Annotated in this window: 13 protein-coding genes; 2 read left to right on the top strand and 11 right to left on the bottom strand. The window is 40.5% G+C overall.

What is annotated here, in order from left to right; all coding sequences use genetic code 11:
* Positions 1-63 precede the first annotated feature (63 nt).
* The 7 genes from ASE55_RS01135 to ASE55_RS01105 form a co-directional block, all read right to left on the bottom strand.
* Positions 64-3,072: a reprolysin-like metallopeptidase gene (locus ASE55_RS01135; protein WP_056214341.1), complete on the bottom strand. Its 3,009-nt coding sequence runs from the start codon at positions 3,070-3,072 to the stop codon at positions 64-66.
* Positions 3,073-3,172: 100 nt separating this feature from the next.
* Complete coding sequence (locus tag ASE55_RS01130; RefSeq protein ID WP_056214339.1) at positions 3,173-5,284, bottom strand: prolyl oligopeptidase family serine peptidase; 2,112 nt, start codon at positions 5,282-5,284, stop codon at positions 3,173-3,175.
* Between the two features lie 131 nt (positions 5,285-5,415).
* Positions 5,416-6,081, bottom strand: coding sequence for a hypothetical protein (locus ASE55_RS01125; RefSeq protein ID WP_056214336.1), 666 nt, complete (start codon positions 6,079-6,081; stop codon positions 5,416-5,418).
* Positions 6,082-6,325: 244 nt separating this feature from the next.
* Positions 6,326-7,411, bottom strand: a complete 1,086-nt coding sequence (prfA, locus tag ASE55_RS01120; protein WP_056214334.1) for a peptide chain release factor 1 — start codon at positions 7,409-7,411, stop codon at positions 6,326-6,328.
* 139 nt (positions 7,412-7,550) lie between these two features.
* Entirely contained in the window at positions 7,551-10,388 is a 2,838-nt protein-coding gene (locus ASE55_RS01115) for an alpha-amylase family glycosyl hydrolase (RefSeq protein ID WP_056214331.1), read from the bottom strand.
* A gap of 252 nt (positions 10,389-10,640) precedes the next feature.
* A complete protein-coding gene (locus ASE55_RS01110) occupies positions 10,641-12,710 on the bottom strand; it encodes a T9SS type A sorting domain-containing protein (RefSeq protein ID WP_056214327.1) in 2,070 nt (689 codons plus the stop codon).
* Between the two features lie 8 nt (positions 12,711-12,718).
* Complete coding sequence (locus ASE55_RS01105; protein WP_082474311.1) at positions 12,719-13,759, bottom strand: T9SS type A sorting domain-containing protein; 1,041 nt, start codon at positions 13,757-13,759, stop codon at positions 12,719-12,721.
* A gap of 145 nt (positions 13,760-13,904) precedes the next feature.
* Between ASE55_RS01105 and ASE55_RS01100 the strand changes: the two genes are divergently transcribed.
* Positions 13,905-14,774 carry a helix-turn-helix transcriptional regulator gene (locus ASE55_RS01100; protein ID WP_056214322.1) on the top strand — a complete coding sequence of 290 codons (870 nt, stop codon included), beginning with the start codon at positions 13,905-13,907 and terminating at the stop codon, positions 14,772-14,774.
* 100 nt (positions 14,775-14,874) lie between these two features.
* Here ASE55_RS01100 and ASE55_RS01095 read toward each other — a convergent pair whose 3' ends face one another.
* The 3 genes from ASE55_RS01095 to ASE55_RS01085 form a co-directional block, all read right to left on the bottom strand.
* Entirely contained in the window at positions 14,875-15,168 is a 294-nt protein-coding gene (locus tag ASE55_RS01095; protein ID WP_056214319.1) for a hypothetical protein, read from the bottom strand.
* 112 nt (positions 15,169-15,280) lie between these two features.
* Positions 15,281-16,348 (bottom strand): serine hydrolase domain-containing protein, encoded by a 1,068-nt coding sequence (locus ASE55_RS01090; protein ID WP_056214316.1) that lies wholly within the window; start codon positions 16,346-16,348, stop codon positions 15,281-15,283.
* A 78-nt stretch (positions 16,349-16,426) separates the two neighbouring features.
* Positions 16,427-18,034, bottom strand: coding sequence for a fumarate hydratase (locus ASE55_RS01085; protein ID WP_056214313.1), 1,608 nt, complete (start codon positions 18,032-18,034; stop codon positions 16,427-16,429).
* A gap of 304 nt (positions 18,035-18,338) precedes the next feature.
* Here ASE55_RS01085 and fumC point away from each other — a divergent pair, with 304 nt between their 5' ends.
* A complete protein-coding gene (gene fumC, locus ASE55_RS01080; RefSeq protein ID WP_056214312.1) occupies positions 18,339-19,733 on the top strand; it encodes a class II fumarate hydratase in 1,395 nt (464 codons plus the stop codon).
* Between the two features lie 88 nt (positions 19,734-19,821).
* Here the strand turns inward: fumC and ASE55_RS01075 are convergent, their stop codons facing one another.
* A complete protein-coding gene (locus ASE55_RS01075; protein ID WP_056214308.1) occupies positions 19,822-20,862 on the bottom strand; it encodes an outer membrane beta-barrel protein in 1,041 nt (346 codons plus the stop codon).
* Between the last annotated feature and the right edge of the window lie 16 nt (positions 20,863-20,878).

Here is a 20,878-nt window from a genome sequence, read left to right as displayed (position 1 = left end):
ATTTACATAAAAAAATCCGGATGAAGAATCATCCGGATTATGATAACAAGCTATATTTGATTGCTATTTTTTGATAAGCTTAGTATTAATTGTTTTTGAATCAGTTGTAAGGGTTATCACATAAACTCCTTTTACTAATCCTGACACATCAATTCTTTGACCATCAACTTTACCACTTTGAACCAATCTAGCGTCGGCACTGTAAATTTTATAATCTGCCTTTTCTTTTAAATTTTTAATCTCAACAAAAGTATCGGCCGGATTCGGATAGATGGAAATTTCTGATTTTGTATTATCCGTTTCGCCTACAGCCAATACCGTTTCAGATATTTTTACCGGAAAATCTCTGAAGGAACCTGCTGAAATATTTGGCACAAACGGGCTTCCACATGGATTCGTTACTGTATTATAAAAACTGCTTGCAACTCTCATTCGCAAAGTTTTTTCTCCTGCATAAGCTGTACTAGGAACAGTAAAGGAAAGTGTACTTTGGTGGAAATACCAACCTATCCCTGAATTCAGAACCGGAACCCCTGATTTAGAACCAACCTTCTCCGATGCTTCAAAAACACCATTTCTGTTATAATCAATCCAGATATCAATCCAATCATTAAACCCAGCCTCATTTCCTACATTTCTGTAGGTAACTGTATACTGATTTCCTTTTATCAGGTTTATTGTTTTGGTTGCATCTTCACTAAAATCCAGATATGTTTTGGCAGAAGTATTTAGTGAGTTAACTGCATATACCAAATTCGAAACATTTAGGTTTACAAGTCCACTGATATACGGACTGTTCAGGTTATTTCCCCCTGTGGTCATCAGACAGTAATCAACTCCTGTTCTTAATGCTTTCGTTTTAAATGTATAATTATTTGAGAAAGCTCCCGGCACTGTATTTACAACTGCCGCTACTCTTACTTCATAGTTGGTTTCATCTTCAAGGCCCGTCAAGGAAATACTGTTAACACTGCTTGTTGCTGTAGCCCATGTAGGCTCTCCGACTTTCCTGTAATTCACTGAATAACTTGCTCCCGGTGTGCTGTTCCAGCTGATCAGGGCTGCGGTTCTGAAAATATCAGCATCTCTTGCTGCCAAACCGGTTGGAGCATTTGTAGTAGAGGTAGGAGCAGTACCAATATTTATAAGTGGAGATACAGCATAGAAAATATTACCAATTGCTGACACCCTTAATTTTACTGCACCCGTTAAACCTGAAGGCATCTGTGCTGTATAACTGCCGTTATTTGGAGTTGATGCTGCTAAATCTGTCCATGTAATCCCATTATCTGTAGTATAGTCTATTTTTACATTAGCTACGTTATAAGGTGCTGCGTTCGTATTGGCCACGTCCCACCGAATGGTATTGGCTGCGTTATTGTACAAAACAGAAGATGCTGTAAATCCGTTAAACTTAAATGGGCCGTCATTAGCTACTGTCACTGTTGTCTCAGAGGAGGAAAGCATCGGTCTCAATGCATTTTCATCTCTTACAGTTACAGCATATTTTAATGTCCGCGGAACATATGAAACGGTTTCCCAAGTTGCTTTACTGGTAAGCGTACCATTCATAACTAATGGTAAACTAGGAAAATATCTTCTTCCACTGGTTGTACCGAAGAAAGATCTGGCAATAGAGCCTTCTGTATTATACCCCCAGCCACTGTCTCCTGAAATAGAATTTGTAATACCTACACTGTCATACTGTTCCCATGTATATTTCAAAGGATCATTTTGTGCATCTGTTGCAGTTGCATCTAAATAGTAAGCAGTCCCTTTAGGAATAGTATAAGCAGTAAGTGCAGAAATTACCGGCGGTGTATTTGTTGTAACATCCTGGGATGTTCCGCATGTTGTTTTGCCTTCTAAACTCGTTAATATCTGATCAATTGATTTATAATGGAAATACGCATCAGAATTTGCCTGCACATTATCCTGCGTAATCCCTGCATATGCCATTATTGTTGTTCCTCCTCCAGGTTCTACATTTGCACCGGAACCTTCATTTGCATGGGAAAATGTATGATTACCTCCCAACTGATGTCCCATTTCATGGGCTACATAATCTATATCAAATAAATCTCCGGTAGGGTTTGTACTTTGTGTAAATCCTGAGCCTTTGGCTAAAGAATTAGCATTAGCAGGATTAACACAGGTAGATCCTATTGATCCTGCATTTCCATTACCTCCGTCAGCATTAAATACATGCCCCATATCATAGTTTGCATTTCCGACCAGAGAAGTTAATGTCTGCTGTAATTGTAAATTCAAATTATTATTGGAGTATGGATCAGAAGCCGGATCTGTAAATATAATATTAGGAAGATCCTGTATTATTAATTTTATACCAAAATCTTTTTCAAAAACACCGTTTACACGGGTCATTGTATTATTCATCCGTGTAACTGCATTGGGAACTGAACCGGCAGCCTGGGTATATTCTCCTGTAACGGACAGTGCCAGCCTATACGTTCTGTATTTTGTACTGGACGGCCTACTTGTAATGCCTACGCCGGACAGTTTTTTTTTGCCGTTCTCTTCAAGCTTCTTAATATCCTTTGTTAATTCCCGTTCTTCCGTTGTACATTCAAAACCATGGTCACCGGCGTCTCTTTTTGTTTTGTAAAAAACACCATATGTTTTTTTATCAGCACTAATAGGCTCAATAAACTGAAAAACCCCGTCTTTAATGATCATCGACTGAATCTCTGTAGGTGAAGTACTGAATCTCAGATATTTGGAAGGATCATCAACCCCGACCCCAACATAAGATCCTAATTCATATCTTTCTGCCATAGATTTTTCCATGACAGGATTGCTGTATACTGCAAATCTTTCAATTTTACCTTCTGCTGTAGGCAAAGAAATGATAAGAGGTTTTGCGCCACTGCCTGTTTCAACGGCATCTTTTAAAAGATTTCTAAGTGATGTTAAATCTACTTTATAAGCATATTTCACTTCTACCTCTTTTCTAATTTCAGAAACCTTCTGAGAAGATGGCTCCCATCGCTGTGCGTAAGCACTGGTAGCAAGACCAGCCAATGCACAAATTAGTAAAATTCTTTTCTTCATAATATCAAATTAATAAATTTTTAAATATGTAGCACAAATATAAATAATAGAGCACGATAAAATATAAAATGCTCCCATTTTAACATTTCAATCTATAAAGTTATTTTTTTATTTCTTTAATCCCCATTTCAAACAGCGCAAAAGAAATAAGATCTGCATTTTCACTGATGACCTGATCGGTTGCCCTTCCGGCTCCGTGGCCTGCATTTTTTTCAATTCTCAATAAAACCGGATTGCTGCAAGCCTGTTTTTCCTGCAGTTCTGCACCGAATTTAAAGGAGTGCGCCGGAACAACCCTGTCATCATGATCGCTTGTGATAATCATGGTTGAGGGATAGCAGGTTCCTGCTTTTACGTTATGAACCGGAGAATAGGATTTCAGATATTCAAACATTTCCCTGCTGTCTTCCGCTGTTCCGTAATCATAGGACCAGCCGGCCCCGGCCGTGAATTTATTGTACCTCAGCATATCCAGAACACCTACTCCCGGAAAGGCAACCTTTGCCAAATCAGGACGCATGGTCATGGTTGCCCCTACCAGCAATCCGCCATTTGACCTTCCGGAAAGCGCCATGTATTCTTTTGAAGTGTATCCTTTATTCTGAAGGTATTCTCCGGCTGCGATGAAATCATTGAACACATTTTTCTTGTCCATTTTCGTTCCTGCATCGTGCCATTTTTTACCGTATTCGCCACCGCCACGGATGTTCGGAACCGCATAGATGCCTCCGTTTTCCATCCAGATGGCATTTACCACGGAGAAAGCGGGTTGCAGGCTGATATTGAAACCTCCGTAAGAATATAGGATTGTTGGGTTTTTACCGTCAAGCTTTGTCCCTTTTTTGTAATTGATCATCATCGGGATTTTGGTCCCGTCTTTTGAAGTATAGAAAACCTGCTCCGAAACGTAATTTTCAGGGTTAAACTTTACTTTAGGCTTCTGATACACTTCTGATTTTCCTGTATCTGCGTTGAATTTATACGTTGTGCCCGGCGTAATATAGTTGCTGAAAGAATAATAGAGGTCCTTTTCTTTTTCCTTTCCTCCGAATCCTGAAATATTTCCTTTTCCGGGAAGGGAAATCTCTCTTATCAATTTTCCTGTTTTATCGTACTGCTTCACCTGATCAATAGCATCAACCATATAAGTTGCGAAGAAATAACCGCCGCCGCCGGAGATGGCCAGCACATTTTCAGTCTGGGGAATGACGTCTTTCCAGGTTTCCGGAGACGGGTTTTTGACCGTTGTTTTTACCAAACGCATATTCGGGGCATCTTTATCGGTAAAAATAAACAGGTTATCACCTTCTGTATCAACAATGCTTACATTAATATCAAAACCTTTGTTGATCTGAATAAAATCCCCTCCGTTTTTTAAATCTTTGACATACAGCTCATTTCCGTTGGTTGCATTGGCTGCTGAAATAATTAAATACCGCTGGTCTTCAGAAACGCCTGCACCAAGATACCTTCTCGGGGTCTTGTCTCCTCCGAAAATCAGTTTATCCTCGGATTGTTTTGTACCTAATTTATGGAAGTATACTTTGTGCTTATCGGTCATTCCGGAAAGTACGGTCCCTTCTTTCGGCTTATCATAGCTTGAATAGTAGAACCCTTCATCTCCCTGCCAGGAAATCCCGCTGAATTTTACATCTGACAGCGTTTCGTCGATCTGCTTTTTAGAAACGGCATCGATGATAATGATCTTATTCCAGTCGCTTCCGCCTTCTGAGATGGAATAGGCTGCCAGGTTTCCTTTTTTGTTAAATGATAACTGGGCAAGCGAAGTAGTCCCCTTTTCTGAAAACGTATTGGGATCCAGAAAAACTTCCGTAGCTTTTGTTTTATTGTTTGTCCTGTACAGAACCGACTGTGCCTGCAGTCCGTCATTTTTATAATAATAGGTGTAATCCCCTTCTTTGAACGGTGCCGAAATTTTCTCATAATTCCAGATATCCCTCAGCTGATTTTTAATCTGATCCCTGAAAGGAATTTTTGAAAGATAATTCTGGCTGTACGCCACCTCTTCATCCACCCACTTCCTGGTCGCTTCAGAATCATTTTCCAAATCCCTGAACGGGTCTGCTACAGCTGTTCCGAAATAGGTATCTGTTTGGGTACCTTTTAATGCTTTTGGATAGATCATTTTCTGAGAATATAATGTTGCCGAAAACAAAACGCCGGCAGTTAGTAAAATCGGTCTGAATTTCATAATACGCTATTTTCCCAAAAATAAGAAATCTAAATCAAATACGGGGTTACTTACAGCTATGTGTAAATGAATTACCATATCCTAAAATTATACAAAAAAAACAGCCTTAAAAAGACTGTTTAAATTGTTGGTTAGTTAAGATTCCTGAAGTAAAATTCAGTGGCTTTCCAGAGTAGCTCCTGCGGGCCGCCATTCCAGTAATAGGTATCAGAACCGTTTTTTACCTGATAAAGATTGAATTTCTGTTCTGCCGTAACTGTTTTATCTGCTCTTTTAAGCTGATTGGCTGCTTCAATAAGGTGTTTTTTCATTTCACCTCCACCTATTTTTTTAATATCACCCATGTTCAGTGAGGCAAGATTTGAGGGGACTTTAAAGCTTATTTCGTAGGTAACTTCTGTTATTTCCTGGTCTTTCAATTCCGGGTTGGTAACTGATTTTATGGTTTTAACTTTATAGGTTCCACTTCTGAAATTATTCATTAAAACATCGAAGTAATCATGTGCCTCGGTTTTACATTTCGAGCTTACGTCAGCCGGCAGATTGGAAAGAAAAACCTGAGTAAGATTATCTACCTTTTGATTATATGCATCTTCCAGATTCATTTTGTGGGTATTGTCTTTACCTAAAAAATTAATAATATAGCTGTTAAGTTCTTTTAAAGAGTCATCATCAAAGTTTACAAAGGAATTAAAATAAAGGTGAAATACATTTTCGGGAGATAAAATATTCTGCGATTTAAAATTTTGAGTACAGAACATCAGCATTACCAAAATGGTAATCTTAAGGTTTTTCATATAGTTGTTTTAAGCGGTACAAGTACTTATGCTCTCTCACAAGATGCATAAATCTATTATTTATTCGCAAATTACATACCATATCTGAATGTTTTATTGAAAACTTAAAAATAAACAGGCTTTAAAAATATAAATAATTGAATTAAAATATTTTATTGCAAATTTTTATTTGTCATGTCCGGTTAAGTTCAAAATAAAAGCCCCCGAAATTATCCGGAGGCCTGTGTTTATCTGTACTGAAGATTTATAAATTCTCTTCTTCCCCTTTCATTTTCTCTGCATTTTCCGCCATGATCACCGCATCAATCATCTCAGAAATATCACCGTTCATGTAGGCATCCAGATTATACATGGATTTGTTAATTCTGTGGTCCGTTACCCTTCCCTGAGGATAGTTATACGTTTTGATTTTTGCGGAACGGTCTCCTGTAGAAACCATAGATTTTCGCTGTGCCGCAATGTCACCTACAGATTTCTGGACTTCAATGTCATATAATTTGGTACGGAGCATTTCCATCGCCAGTTCACGGTTGGCCAGCTGAGAACGGGCCTGCTGACAGATGACCACCATTCCGGAAGGCTTGTGGGTCAGCTGTACTTTGGTCTCCACCTTGTTTACGTTTTGTCCTCCTGCACCTCCTGAACGTGAAGTCTGCATTTCAATATCTGCAGGATTCAGTTCAAAATCAATTTCTTCGGCTTCCGGTAAAACGGCAACGGTAATTGCTGACGTGTGAACCCTGCCCTGGGATTCGGTTTCCGGGACACGCTGTACCCGGTGGACTCCGGATTCAAACTTCATGATCCCGTATACACCTTCTCCTTCCACTTTCAGGATAAGTTCTTTGTACCCTTTTGCCGCTTCATTAGAATCAGTAATTTCATGCTTCCATCCTTTGGTTTTGAAGAACATGGAATATGCCCTGTATACATCTTCCACAAAGATGGCAGCTTCATCACCACCGGTTCCGGCACGGAGTTCTACAATTACGTTTTTATCATCGGCAGGATCTTTCGGAATCAGAAGCACTTTCAGTTCTTCCTCAAGACCGGGAAGTTTTGCCTGAGCCTCCATTTTTTCCTCTTTGGCCATATCCACAAGATCTCTGTCTGAACCGTCTGCGATGATTTCTTCAGATTCTGCGATATTATCCAGAGCATTTTTATATTGATCGTAAACGCGTACAATTTTTCCTAAATCGCTGTATTCTTTATTTAACGAAGAATATTTTTTCTGATCAGAAATAACATCAGGCTGAATAATAAGGTCGGCCACCTCATTATATCTCTGTTTTATTGCTTCTAATTTTGGAATTAATGATTTAGACATAGTAAAAATTTAGTTGGCAAAGATACGGATTGATCAGTAACAAAAAAAGCTCATTTTCATGAGCTTTGCAAATTTGATCTGATCTTCAGCTTAATGCTGAATTATTTTAAATAAAGTTCAGGATTACTTTCAAAACATATTACCGGACAATCATTTTCTGGATGGCTGTTCCGGTATCTGATTTTAAGTGAACCAGATAAGTACCTGCCGGATAATTGACCTTGAGATCATAGGTTCCGTCTTCATTTTTCAGTTTAAATGAATCCAGTTTTTTACCGCTCAGTTCATAGATTGCAATTTCTCCGTTTTTGGCTTTATGGTAAATGAATTTTGCCTGTCCGTTCTTCACCGGGTTATCTGCAACCTGAAGCGACAGTTTGTTGGATGCATTCTCATCAGCTGTTGACAACGATCCGGTGTAATTTCCGAAAATCCTGAATTCTCCGGGCTGAAGTGTAACCGGAGCTGCAGTTGAAGTGACATTTAAAACAGAATTATCCATTAAGTTCTGCCACTGGCCTGTGTAAGGAAAATAGGGAACCACATTTTGCACGGACGTAGAATAGTTGGACAGGACGACAATATTTTTAACTCCGGCGTTTAACAGGTTATCATAAACATAGATTCTTGTGATTAAACCGTTGGGATCATTAGACAGATTATTGGATTCAATCGTGTAGGTTTTTGATCTGAAAACGGGATATGTATTCCTGATACTGATGATTTTTGCCCAGGTATCATATACCGATTTTCTGTTGGCATCGGTATCATATCCCAGGGTAAAGGCAACCGGCTTTTCATCTGTTCTGCAGCCGTTATTAATAGTTCCGTCCGCGCATCGGTTGATGCTGAATTCATATCCCAGTTCGCCAAACTGCCAGATCATTTTCGGACCGGGAATGGTAAAGAAGGTTGCCCCGAAAGCCTTCATTCTTGTTAAAGCTGTATTTAGGTTCTTAACATCATAGCTTCCGTTTACTGCACCATAAGCAAGATTTTTAAACATAAGCCTTTCTTCATCATGGCTTTCACCGTATCCTACAGCATGCATATTTGTAAAGCCGTGAAGCGTGTGGTTCATTCTGTCAAAATTGCTGTTCTCTTTATAGCCCATGGTATTCTGGTTATAAGATCCGTTCTGGTTGTTCCAAAGCAGCACTCCTTTTCCCTCGGCTACTCTGTAATTGGCCCATTGCTGCTCTTCCTGATCGGTTCCCAGGTGCTCAAAAATCATATAAGAATTAGGATCAATTGCCCATTGCCTGTCTGCATAATTTTTCAAGATATCTACCCGGTCCTGCTGGTAGGCATTGGTACAGGTTTCATCGGTTTCAGAACAGTTCTGGGTAAATCCTTTTGTTAAATCCCAACGGAACCCGTCAATTTTATATTCTGTCAGCCATTGCTGAAGGCATCTTTCCACATAGTATTTTGTGGCAGGGTTGGTATGGTTGAAATCATTAAACACATTATAGGAATGTTTGGGAACGGTATTAAAATAAGGGTTGTTCGCCGCTACATTTCCATAACCGTCGCCATCAGGATCCACATTCCAGAGCCTTACCAATGGTGAGCGTCCCGTTGCATGGTTAAAGGCAACATCCAAAATCACGGCAATTCCATTCTGATGGCACAGATCCACAAATTCCTTAAATTTTTCCGGAGTACCGTAAGCTTTGTCCAGAGCATAATGGAAAGAGGTATTGTAACCCCACGACAGATTTCCTTCAAATTCCATGATTGGCATCAGCTCGATTGCATTGATGTTCAGTCCTTTTAAATAGGCGATTTTATTGATTAACGACTGCCAGTTTTTCTCCTGGGTAAAATCCCTCAACAATAACTCATATACGACCAGGTTTTCTTTTGCCGGGCGCTGGAAGTTATTTACCTGCCAGCTGTAAGGCACCTGCCCGGTTTTAAACACAGAAACCTCAAAGCCCTGTCCTGAAGGAAACGGGGGCAGGTTCGGATAGGTTGCTGAAGAGATATACTGGTCATCGTAAGATGATAAGATCTGCGGAGAATAAGGGTCTGCCACTTTCTTAAGATCATTGGTCCTGTACTGGAAAGTATACAGCTCTTGCGGCGTTAATCCGCTCAGCTCAATCCAGTATAAATCCGGGTTTGCGGTATCTCTTTTCATCAGGTAAGCATCATTTACACTCCAGTTGTTGAAGCTCCCGATGACATGAACGAAATTTTTAGCCGGCGCATACAAGGCCAGGCCTACTTTTGTATTGTCTGACGGATGATAATTAATCCCCTGCCTGATCCAGGTGGGTACTGCTTCAGAAACCACCGTTCTCGGAACCTGTAAAGTAAATGCAGAAGTTTTAGATGTTGAGCCCTGGGTAGCAATCAGCTCCATATCAGCATCTCCTGTAACGGTATAACTGTAGGTATATGAGGTAGCGGGAACTGTTGTGGAATGTACAATTGTCCCGTTGGCTTTCAACTGGAATGTCGCATTTACATTGGTTGTGGCTGTAATGTTAATAGGATTTCCTGCCGGCACTGATGTAAGGCTGCCGGCTGCGGGACTGGTCAGATTCAGATTGAGGACTCCGACGTTCACAAAAATATCAGGTGAAGTCTGATGGCTTCCTGTTTTATCTTTCAGCAGGAAACCGAATCTTCCGATTCCGGTCCTGCCGTAAAAAACAGTAGGGGTAAAGGCTAAAGAATACGTATCCGTTGCAGAATTATAATTTAATCTGTTGGCTTCACTGGAATTGTTCCAGCTGCCGTTAGTCGGACAATCCTGGCTGTTCTGGTAGTTGACATCAAATGACCAGGACCAGATATACACGGCATTGTTTGAAACGCCCCATGCCGCTTCATCAATCTGGCTTCCAGGTACCGTCAGTGTTATGGCATCCGTTTCATTAAACGGATTAGGGGTTATGGTATAGGTTATCTGCCCGAAGATCAATGTAATGACAAACAAAAATATACCGGAATAAAATTTTTTCATAAATCGGATTTAGTTAATTGAATACTAAAATAATCCATTTCTGACAATTTTTCTGCCTTTTCATAAAAAAGATCGGTTTTAACTGATGAGATCTTGTAAAACCTTTTTTTACCGATATTCTGTACTGTTAACTTCCATATTTGAAAATGCTTACGGCGCGGGACTAAGTCCCGCGCCGTAAGTTCAATAATAAAAATCTAACTTCAATGAAAGCTGTTTTCTTAACCTATCATTATTTAGACAGGCCAGAAATTAATTTTTAATTACTTTTTCAGATAAAGTCCGGCCGTTCTTTAACTTTAATTCCACGATATACATTCCGTTGGGAAGCCCCTGCATATTAATCTGGTGATCAGAAAACAGAACGGGTATTCTCTGGCCGGCAACATTGTTTACAGCTACGCTTTCGACAGCTGAATCTGTTTTGATGTGCAGGATTCCATGGGTAGGATTCGGATACACGCTGATTGGTTTAACAGTAAACATATTTTCAGAGGTGGATAATCCGGTGATATCTTTCAGGCAGCGTACCGATTCTCCCTGCCCTCTCGGAGCTCCTGATCCCGCATTCGCAATTGAAGAGCCTATGTATAGATATTTACCTCCGGAATTGGCCGTATCGGAACTCCAGTAATATCCTCTGGCACCCACATACGTAAAACTGCCGTTTGTATTGCTTCTGTTTCCTGCGGCGGACAATTTCAGGCTACTGGCATATGCGGAAGCAGGATTACCGATTCCTTCAGCACTTACCAGACCTGTCCAGTCTGCCTGTGAAGGCAACCTCCATCCCGGACCGACTGCCTTGCACGGATCTGCACCGACTGCCGAAGTGATGTCTGATGCAGAGGCAGCGTTCCAGGCATCACTGGTTGCATTGGTAGACCACCATGATGCTGAACCTGACCCTAATATAAACGCATTTATTCCGGTTAATCCGTCAGGGAAATTCGTTGATGGCGCTGATGAAGTAGCTGAATTTCTCAGCTGATGACCGTCATCCCATCTTCCCCACTGGAAAAGATCGCCATAAGAATTGGCATCATCAAAAGCGTTAGCCACCTGGGTACTTCCCAGGTTTTGCTGAAGCCAGATTTTCCCGTCTGCTCCCCGTACGGAAGCATAAGATACAGGCTGCCCTCTGTAACTGAACTTGACACATCCTGTATCTCCTGTATTGTTTCCCGGATCGGTATTGTTACATTCAGGAGCAAGGGAGATCCTTTTTACTTTTGTACCGTCCTGCGAATAGGCCAATACAAGGTAGTTACTGGTATTGTCTACCGCGAGGTCATTGAAGGTTGCTTCTCCGTCTGAAATAAAACTTCCTCCGAAAGAATTCCACATATTGGTAGCTGTATTCAGCTGATATACTGTATTTTTCAAAAAATCATCATTTTCCCAACGGCTTGCCACTACATAAGGCTTTCCTGCAGAGGTTACAGCAATAGCTACATGCTGGACACTGCCACCGGAAAAATTGGCATTCCCGAGCTGTACCCAGCTTGTGCCGTTGAATTTTTTAACGTTGAGCTTCCGTCCGTTTGCAGAATTTGAAACATAAGCTACATAGAGATTATTATTGGCATCGACGGCAATATCAGAATTGTACTGTTCACCTGAAGATGCGGCATCTACGATCGTTCCCCCTACCAATGACCAACTATCCGAAGAGGTTGCCATAACTGTATTTTCATACACCTTCACTCCGCCCGCTACGTTGCAGGTATATACTTTATTATTGGTACCGATAACCATTTCTGCAAAAACAGCACCCCCGGAAAACCCCGTATTGCCTACCTGCTCCCATACTCCGCTTGCATACCGCTGTACGGTACCGGAATCATGGCCTGAAAAAGTAAACAGAACATTGGCGGGAGACACTGCAGATGCCTGATAATTGACCGATGATACTGTGGGGTTCGGAAACTGCGTCCAGGATGAACCGTCAAACTGACGAACCTCTAAGCCCGTATCCGGATATCCTGCCTGATTGGTATAATAAATCTTCCCTGAACTATCGACTGATAATGAACTATAAGTTGCAATATCTGTGGTGATACCGGCACTGTCCCCCACATAGCTCCATGAATTTCCGTCAAACATCTGAACCACTCCTTTTCCCATGGAAACATCATAATAGGATAGATAATATTTCCCGTTACGCACGACCAGGTTATTATACGCGGTGTCTGCAGCGGAAACCGTCTGCATACCACCTGTATTTTCCCACTGCTGTGCATATGTAAAACCTCCTGCCAAAATAAGCAGGCCTATAACCGCTCCTATTTTCTGAGCTTCAAAACGTATTTTTCTGAACATATCTGATGTTATTTTTTAATAATCTTTTTTGAAATTTTCTCACCATTCTTCAGTGTGATTTCTACGATGTAAGCACCATCCGGAAAATCCTGTACATTAATCCGGTTATCGGAATAGTGAGCTTCTATTTTCCGGCCTGCCATATCGGTAATCTGGACATTCTGAATAGCCGAGTCTGCTTTTATATAAACCATATCATGGGCTGGGTTCGGATAAACGGATGTCGTACTTTTCTTAAAGTCAGAAGTTCCCAACATGGATGAGGGATCTTTAATACACCGTACAGACATTCCGCCGTCTCGGCCGGCACTGTTGGTAAGGGCAGAATACTGGCTTATGTACAGGTGCTGACCGGAACCTGTATAAGGCGATGATGATGAAGACCACAGATACAGCCTGCTTCCGGGAGAATAGAGACCGCTGTAGTCTTTCATTCCGGCTGGAACAAGTTTCAGATGGCTGGAAAGTGCAGAGTTGAACTCCGAAATATTTTCAGCAACCAATGCCGCATCCAGTTCTTCAACCGTAGGAAGCCTCCAGTTCTGCCCTACGGCTTTACAGGGATCTGCACCTATCGTTGCTGTAAAGGCTGAAACATTTTCGGCAGACCATTCGTCAGAGGTAACGCCATCTGACCACCAGTTGGAAGATGAATTGTAACCCGCAGAATAGAATCCGGTATCTCCGTCGCTCAGGCCTGAAGGATTATTAGGCACCGGTGAAGTTGCTTTAATAACTGAATTCCTCAGTTGGTGCCCGTCATCCCATCTTCCCCATTGAAAAAGATCTCCGTAAGCATCGGTATCAGTAAGGGAGGAAGCGACCTTTGTACTGCCCAGGTTCTGCTGAAGCCAGATTTTTCCATCTGCTACTCTTACGGTTGCATAGGTTACCGTTTGTGACCTATAGTTAAAACTGACACAACCTACATCTCCGGGGGTATTTCCCGGATCTGAAAGAGTACATGTCTGGGATTTTACACTTTGCATAAAACAAAGCAGAAACCCGGCTACGCTCAGCCGGCAAAAAATGCAGAATAATTTATTCATCTTAGGTTTATTTTTATTTATTCTAAATTATAATTAACTTTGCGCAAAAGTAAGACCCATATATAATCCGGAGTTATCATTTTCAAATTTTTTGTTATCCCAGACCGGGTTTTATTTAAATTATAATATTGTATGAATTGTCCGTATGAAGAGCCGAGCTGGTAAAAGATTATTGTTCAGGTCCGAAACCATTGAAATTGTCATGCTGGAAGAGCTGTCTCCTGAAAAATTTTCAAAAGCAAATATGATTGAAGGCAAATCCAGCTTCAACCTGCTGTTCCTGCTGAGCCCGCATATCCGTCTTATGGCCAGCGACTGTGGAAGAACATTTGCATTTAAAAAAAGCCAGTATATTCTTCATTACAGTCCACAGGAGAACAGCGCTGAACTGTGGACGGAAAACCAGGAACCATTAAAGTATTTTCATATTCAGATCAACTACAACTACATCCTCCATCTTATTGATCCTAAATCCAGCAAGGAAAATGCAGACCTTCTGGAGCGTATGGTAAGAAACCATTACATGTTCCTCCATAAAGAAAGCCCGCCTTATATGACGGTTGAAATGCACATGATTCTGAAGGAAATCATCAGCTACTCCAAAAAAGGCACGATGCAGAAGTTATTTGTTGAAGCGAAAATCATCAAGCTCCTGATCCTTATTTTTGATCAGTTCAATGAAAAAAATACCATTAAGGAAATGCCTGAGACTCCATCGACCATCAAAAGATTTGTAGATGAAAATTATCACAGGAACATCAAAGTTGAGGAAATAGGAAAAAAAATAGGCATCAACCAGAATACCATCAGAAAAGCATTCAAGGCACAGTACAATATGACTGTGAGTGATTATATTGCAGAATTAAGAATGTTAAAAGCCAAAAAACTGATTATTAACAAGGAACTGATGATCAAAGAAATCGCCATTGAATGCGGCTACGAATATGTACAGAACTTCACCAGGGCTTTTAAAAAGAAATTCGGTATTTCTCCTGAAAAATTAAGAAATGAATAAATAACAAAAAACCACTTACAAAAATAAGTGGTTTATATATGTTGTTTTGCTTTGATATTGCTTTCTCAGAATTCAGGTGAGAAAACAATGACAAAATCAATTAATGATGATGTCCGTGACCGTCGTGGCTGTGATCATGAATAAACGGACCATGGCCTTTAGGCTCATTGAAGATTACTTCTGCGCCTTCCTGCTCGTATACCATTTTACTTCTGATATCTTCAGGATCAAAAGGTTTTACTTTCCCGAAATATTCTTTTAAGCCTTCAGTTAACCATAAAGGAATTACGAAACCGAAGAACATAAAAATACACCAGAATCCCACAAGGAACATTACAATAAAGAATACGGTCCAAAGGAACTGGTAAAACGGCCAAAATGCTGATAAAATCATTATCATTTCTTAAAGATTTTAGGCAAAAATAGGACTTTTTATTTTTTTACACAAAAGATATACAGCCTATTTTATTATTTATTTTGATTTTAAACTAATTAAGGCGGCTATTTTATTTTTTCGCATCTTTTAAAACCGCTTTTGCCATATCTTTTACAATCTGGGTTGGGGAATGACAGTCACAATTACTGAACCCGATGATATAGACATCCTCATCCGGTATATAAATGCCCATAGATTTGAAACCGAAAATACTTCCGCCGTGCTCCCTCGTCGGGATTCCGTTTATATCTTTCAGATGCCAGCCGTATCCGTAGGCAAATTCTTCTTCTCTGTTAAGTCTATATCGGGTAAACGCTTTTTTAGTATGTTCTGCATCAAGAATAAGATTTTTACTGATGGCGTCCTGCCATTTCACCATATCTTCCACGGTAGACATCAGGGCCCCGGAGGCAAACGGGACACTGAAACTGATCACCGTTTTATTGACATAACCGTCACTTTTCTGATGGTAGCCATAGGCCCTGTTATTAATTACTTTCCTGTCGCTGGCATAATAGGAATGATCCATTCCTGCTTTCCGGAAAATATTTTCCCGGATAAAATCTTCGTATTTACTGCCCGAAACCAATTCAATGATGTAACCTAACAGCACATATCCTGAATTATTATAGTCAAATTTCTCTCCCGGCTTAAAATCTACAGGTTCATCTTTAAAGAAATCTACCATTGCTTTAGGTGACATCTCTTTCTGGGCGATTTCCGAAAGTGATTTCATCTTGGTAAAATCCTTTATTCCGGAAGTATGGGTAAGCAGATGATGAATGGTAATGGAATTGCCGGAAGGATAATCCGGAATGTATTTGGAAACAGGATCGCTTACCTTCAGCCTGCCCTGTGATTCCAGGATCAGAACAGCCACTGCCGTAAACTGTTTGGTCATTGATCCGATCTGGAAAACATTATCGGAAGTCATGTTGGCATCAAGTTCCAGATTGGCCTTTCCGAACGCTTTCTTATAAATGGTTTTTCCTTTTTTGGAAATCAGGAAAACTCCACCGGGGCCGTTCGGGTCATTGAATTCAGTCTGTATCAGACTGTCTATTTTTTGATTGAGCTGTGCATAAGATTTATTAAAAACACAAATGGCCAGCAATAAAGTTAACAGAAAATTTTTCATAGATACTAATTTGTATTGCAAAAGTATACTTTAAAAAAGTACCATGCAATACAAAGTAGTATTTATTTTATAATCTTTTTAATGCGCTAAAGCTGCAAAGAAATCATTGCCTTTATCATCGGTAATAATGAACGCCGGAAAATCTTTTACTTCTATTTTTCTTACCGCTTCCATCCCCAGTTCAGGGAAATCCACCACCTCAACGGAAACAATATTGTCTTTAGCCAGAATTGCTGCCGGTCCGCCGATTGATCCGAGATAAAAACCGCCGTATTTGTTACATGCGTTGGTAACATCTGCGGTCCTGTTCCCTTTTGCCAGCATCACCATGCTTCCGCCGTGGCTCTGGAATTCATCAACATACACATCCATTCTTCCGGCTGTTGTCGGTCCGAAACTTCCTGAAGCCATTCCGTCCGGTGTCTTTGCAGGGCCCGCATAATAAATCGGGTGGTTCCTGAAATATTCCGGCATCGGCTGTCCGCTGTCTAAAAGTTCTTTAATTTTTGCATGAGCGATGTCTCTTGCCACAATCAGGGTCCCGTTCAGTTTGAGCCTTGTTTTGATCGGATATTTTGAAAGCTCTGTCAAAATTTCTGCCATTGGCTGATTCAGGTTGATTTCTACGGCTTCTTCCAGATGCGGTGGCGTAGAAGGCAGGAATCTTTTCGGATTCTCTTCCAGCTGTTCCAGAAAGATTCCTTCTCCCGTAATTTTTGCTTTGATGTTACGGTCTGCAGAACAGGAAACTCCCATCCCTACCGGACAGGAAGCTGCATGACGCGGAAGCCTGATTACCCGTACATCATGAGTAAGGTATTTCCCGCCAAACTGGGCGCCGATTGAACTTTCTTCACATATTTTCTGGATTCTTGCCTCCCACTCCAGATCCCTGAAAGCCTGGCCGGCTTCATTTCCTTCCGTCGGAAGATGATCATAATATTTTGCCGATGCTTTTTTTACTGCAGCGAGGTTGGCTTCTGCAGACGTTCCACCAATGACCAGAGCCAGATGGTAAGGCGGGCAGGCTGCTGTTCCCAGATCAGAAATCCTTTCTTTTACGAAAGCTTCCAGAGACTTTTCGTTCAGCAAAGATTTTGTTTTTTGGTACAGGAATGTTTTATTGGCAGAACCGCCGCCTTTTGTCAGGAATAAAAACTCGTAGTAATTTCCTTTTTTAGCATAAATATCAATCTGCGCCGGCAGGTTTGACCCTGAGTTTTTTTCATCAAACATCGTTAAAGGCACTACCTGGGAATATCTTAAATTCCTTTTCTGATAGGTATTGTAAATCCCCCTGCTTAAATATTCGCCGTCATCAACTCCGGTATATACATTTTCACCTTTCTTCCCCATCACAATCGCTGTCCCGGTATCCTGGCAGGACGGCAAGGCCCCTTCGGCTGCTACCGCAGCATTCTGCAACAGGTTGTAAGCAACAAACCGGTCATTATCCGTAGCTTCAGGATCATCAATGATTCTTTTGAGACTTGCGAGATGGGTAGAACGAAGCATAAAGGAAACATCTGCCATGGCTTCTTCCGCCAGCAGTTCAAGACCTTTCGGATCAATGGTTAAAATTTCTCTTTCTCCTAACTGCTCAACTTTCACGTAGTCTGAAGTTAATTTCCTGTACATCGTATCATCTTTCTGAATCGGGTACGGATCCTGATATCTAAATTCCATTTAATTTTCTTTGGGTGCAAAAATAAAACTTCGTGAAAAATGCATGAGGAAAATCATTCATCAGATTGATATTTATAATGATTATAAATTGTGAGGTTATGAGTTTATGATTAATTTAGAGAACGTTTTTAATACAGAAGTATTTAATGAAAATATCCGTCATTTTTTATCATTAAGCAGGATTTTACTTTTTAATTTGAATCTTCGATGAGATTTCTGCGTAATGATATACTGAACGGAAATAAATATTATCTCTTTTTGTGTGAAAAACTTAAAATCAGACAGAATAAAAATTTCAGTTATAATGAATTACAGAATAGAAAAAGACACCATGGGTGAAGTGCAGGTTCCTGCAGACAAATTTTGGGGGGCGCAGACAGAACGTTCAAGAAACAATTTCAAAATCGGGCCGGAAGGTTCCATGCCACAGGAAATCATTGAAGCTTTTGCTTACCTGAAGAAAGCAGCAGCGTTTACCAATACCGAGCTTGGAGTTCTTCCTGCTGAAAAAAGAGACATGATTGCTAAAGTATGTGATGAAATCCTTGAAAGAAAGCTGAATGACCAGTTTCCGCTGGTAATCTGGCAGACGGGTTCCGGAACGCAATCCAACATGAACGTGAATGAAGTGGTTTCCAACAGAGCCCATGTAAACAACGGCGGTACTTTAGGAGACAAATCTGAAATCCATCCCAATGATGATGTGAACAAATCCCAGTCTTCCAATGACACTTATCCGACGGCGATGCACATTGCTGCCTATAAAAAAGTGGTTGAGGTTACTATACCTGCAGTCGAAAAGCTGAGAGATACCTTAGCTGAGAAAACAGAAGCTTTTAAAAATATCGTTAAAATCGGGAGAACGCATTTAATGGATGCTACGCCACTGACTTTAGGACAGGAGTTTTCAGGGTACGTTGCCCAGCTGAATTACGGGATCAGGGCTTTAAAGAACACCTTACCTCACCTTTCTGAGCTTGCATTGGGAGGAACGGCAGTTGGAACCGGATTAAATACGCCGCAGGGTTATGATGTGAAAGTGGCTGAATATATTGCTCAATTCACAAACCATCCTTTTGTAACGGCAGAAAACAAATTTGAAGCGCTGGCTGCCCATGATGCAATCGTAGAATCCCACGGTGCCTTAAAGCAACTTGCTGTTTCTTTATATAAAATTGCTCAGGATATCAGACTGCTGGCTTCAGGGCCGCGTTCGGGAATAGGGGAAATCCACATTCCGGAAAATGAACCGGGTTCCTCTATCATGCCTGGAAAAGTAAATCCTACACAAAATGAAGCCATGACTATGGTCTGCGCACAGGTTTTAGGAAATGACACGACCATTTCTTTTGCGGGAACACAGGGAAATTATGAACTGAACGTTTTCAAACCAGTAATGGCTTATAATTTCTTGCAGTCTGCCCAGTTAATTGCGGACGCCTGTATTTCATTTAATGATCATTGCGCAGTAGGTATTGAGCCTAACCATGAGAGAATAAAAGAGCTGGTAGATAAATCCCTGATGCTGGTAACGGCTTTAAATACCCACATCGGATATGAAAATGCCGCAAAAATTGCAAAAACCGCTCATAAAAACGGAACAACCCTGAAAGAAGAAGCCATTAATCTTGGATTTGTCACTTCTGAGCAGTTTGACGAATGGGTGAAGCCGGAAGACATGGTGGGAAGCCTGAAATAACAGATCATCAGATTTGAATGTTAGATATTGAACGAAAAGCGCCGGGAAATTGTCCCGGCGCTTTTCCATTTAAATATGAAGAATCGTTTTATTCAAAACCGATGGTTACTCCAAATACCAAAGCCTTATCATTTTTAAAATAACTGTCTTTGAAATAATTACTGAAATCTTTCTTGACGAAAACACTGATGTTATCATACGATACGGTAAACTGAGCACCGTACACATAAGGATTCACCTGGTAATTCCCTCTGTTTCTCAGTTCTGCATCATTTCCTTTTATAATATTATTGGTCGACATTTGTACGCCTCCGTAAACATTGGCTCCAACCTTGAATCCTTCATAACAATTTCTGTATTGAATATCCATTCCTACATTTTTAATTTTTGAAAAATTGTACTGAATTCCCAGCGGAACCATAATATATCCTGTTCTCAACTTGTTCTTATCAAGATTTCCGGAATATTGTTCTAAGAAAATACTATTTTCTGCATTTCTGGCGAAAATCATATTGTTATCTGTGCGAACCGTTCGCCACGAGAAGCCCAAACCGGAAGTAACTGCCCACGGACTGGTTCTGCTCAACTGATAATGAAGTTTTAATCCAAATTCAAGGTTATTGGCATATCCGATATTTTTATCCAGCTCGTTATCCGGAAGATCATTGGTAAGGGTCATAATTCCGTAAGAAAAATATCCTGTCACACTTCTTGCCGGTCGGAATTTCTTTAACAGCTTAGCTTTAAGCTCCTCATTTGAAGTAACATCTGTGTTAAGAAGTGAATATTTTACCTGTTTCTGAATTACATTATCCAGATCAAATCCCAATGCTTCAATTCTTTGGTCTATTTTTTCCGAATAACGGTCTGCAATTTGTGCCTTTTCTTTGTCAAATGCTGCTTTATCCAGATTTTTAACCTGAAGTACCAACAGATCTGCTTCCATCAGTTTTTTCTCTTCCTGAATAATTGTATTGATTTTAGCAGCGTACTCCTCTACTTTTTCTTTTACAATAGGACTTACTTCTGTTTCCTTTTTAGAAGAAAGGCTGATTTTTAAGCTTCTTTGCGAATAAGCGGATGCCGAAAAAAGGCACACAAATCCCATCAGGATAAATTTCTTGATCATATTATTAATTTTAAAG

It is taken from the genome of Chryseobacterium sp. Leaf201, assembly GCF_001421435.1.
Lineage (GTDB): Bacteria > Bacteroidota > Bacteroidia > Flavobacteriales > Weeksellaceae > Chryseobacterium.
The sequence above is the reverse complement of the archived record's forward strand: the minus strand, read 5'-3'. Positions and strand labels throughout refer to the sequence as shown.

What these genes read in the sequence shown, in the direction of transcription:
- fumC (WP_056214312.1), top strand. Translation starts at nt 18,339, where the DNA reads ATGAATTACAGAATAGAAAAAGACACCATGGGTGAAGTGCAGGTTCCT.
- ASE55_RS01135 (WP_056214341.1), bottom strand. Translation starts at nt 3,072, where the DNA reads ATGAAGAAAAGAATTTTACTAATTTGTGCATTGGCTGGTCTTGCTACC.
- ASE55_RS01090 (WP_056214316.1), bottom strand. Translation starts at nt 16,348, where the DNA reads ATGAAAAATTTTCTGTTAACTTTATTGCTGGCCATTTGTGTTTTTAAT.
- ASE55_RS01085 (WP_056214313.1), bottom strand. Translation starts at nt 18,034, where the DNA reads ATGGAATTTAGATATCAGGATCCGTACCCGATTCAGAAAGATGATACG.
- ASE55_RS01130 (WP_056214339.1), bottom strand. Translation starts at nt 5,284, where the DNA reads ATGAAATTCAGACCGATTTTACTAACTGCCGGCGTTTTGTTTTCGGCA.
- ASE55_RS01095 (WP_056214319.1), bottom strand. Translation starts at nt 15,168, where the DNA reads ATGATTTTATCAGCATTTTGGCCGTTTTACCAGTTCCTTTGGACCGTA.
- ASE55_RS01125 (WP_056214336.1), bottom strand. Translation starts at nt 6,081, where the DNA reads ATGAAAAACCTTAAGATTACCATTTTGGTAATGCTGATGTTCTGTACT.
- prfA (WP_056214334.1), bottom strand. Translation starts at nt 7,411, where the DNA reads ATGTCTAAATCATTAATTCCAAAATTAGAAGCAATAAAACAGAGATAT.
- ASE55_RS01110 (WP_056214327.1), bottom strand. Translation starts at nt 12,710, where the DNA reads ATGTTCAGAAAAATACGTTTTGAAGCTCAGAAAATAGGAGCGGTTATA.
- ASE55_RS01105 (WP_082474311.1), bottom strand. Translation starts at nt 13,759, where the DNA reads ATGAATAAATTATTCTGCATTTTTTGCCGGCTGAGCGTAGCCGGGTTT.
- ASE55_RS01115 (WP_056214331.1), bottom strand. Translation starts at nt 10,388, where the DNA reads ATGAAAAAATTTTATTCCGGTATATTTTTGTTTGTCATTACATTGATC.
- ASE55_RS01075 (WP_056214308.1), bottom strand. Translation starts at nt 20,862, where the DNA reads ATGATCAAGAAATTTATCCTGATGGGATTTGTGTGCCTTTTTTCGGCA.
- ASE55_RS01100 (WP_056214322.1), top strand. Translation starts at nt 13,905, where the DNA reads ATGAAGAGCCGAGCTGGTAAAAGATTATTGTTCAGGTCCGAAACCATT.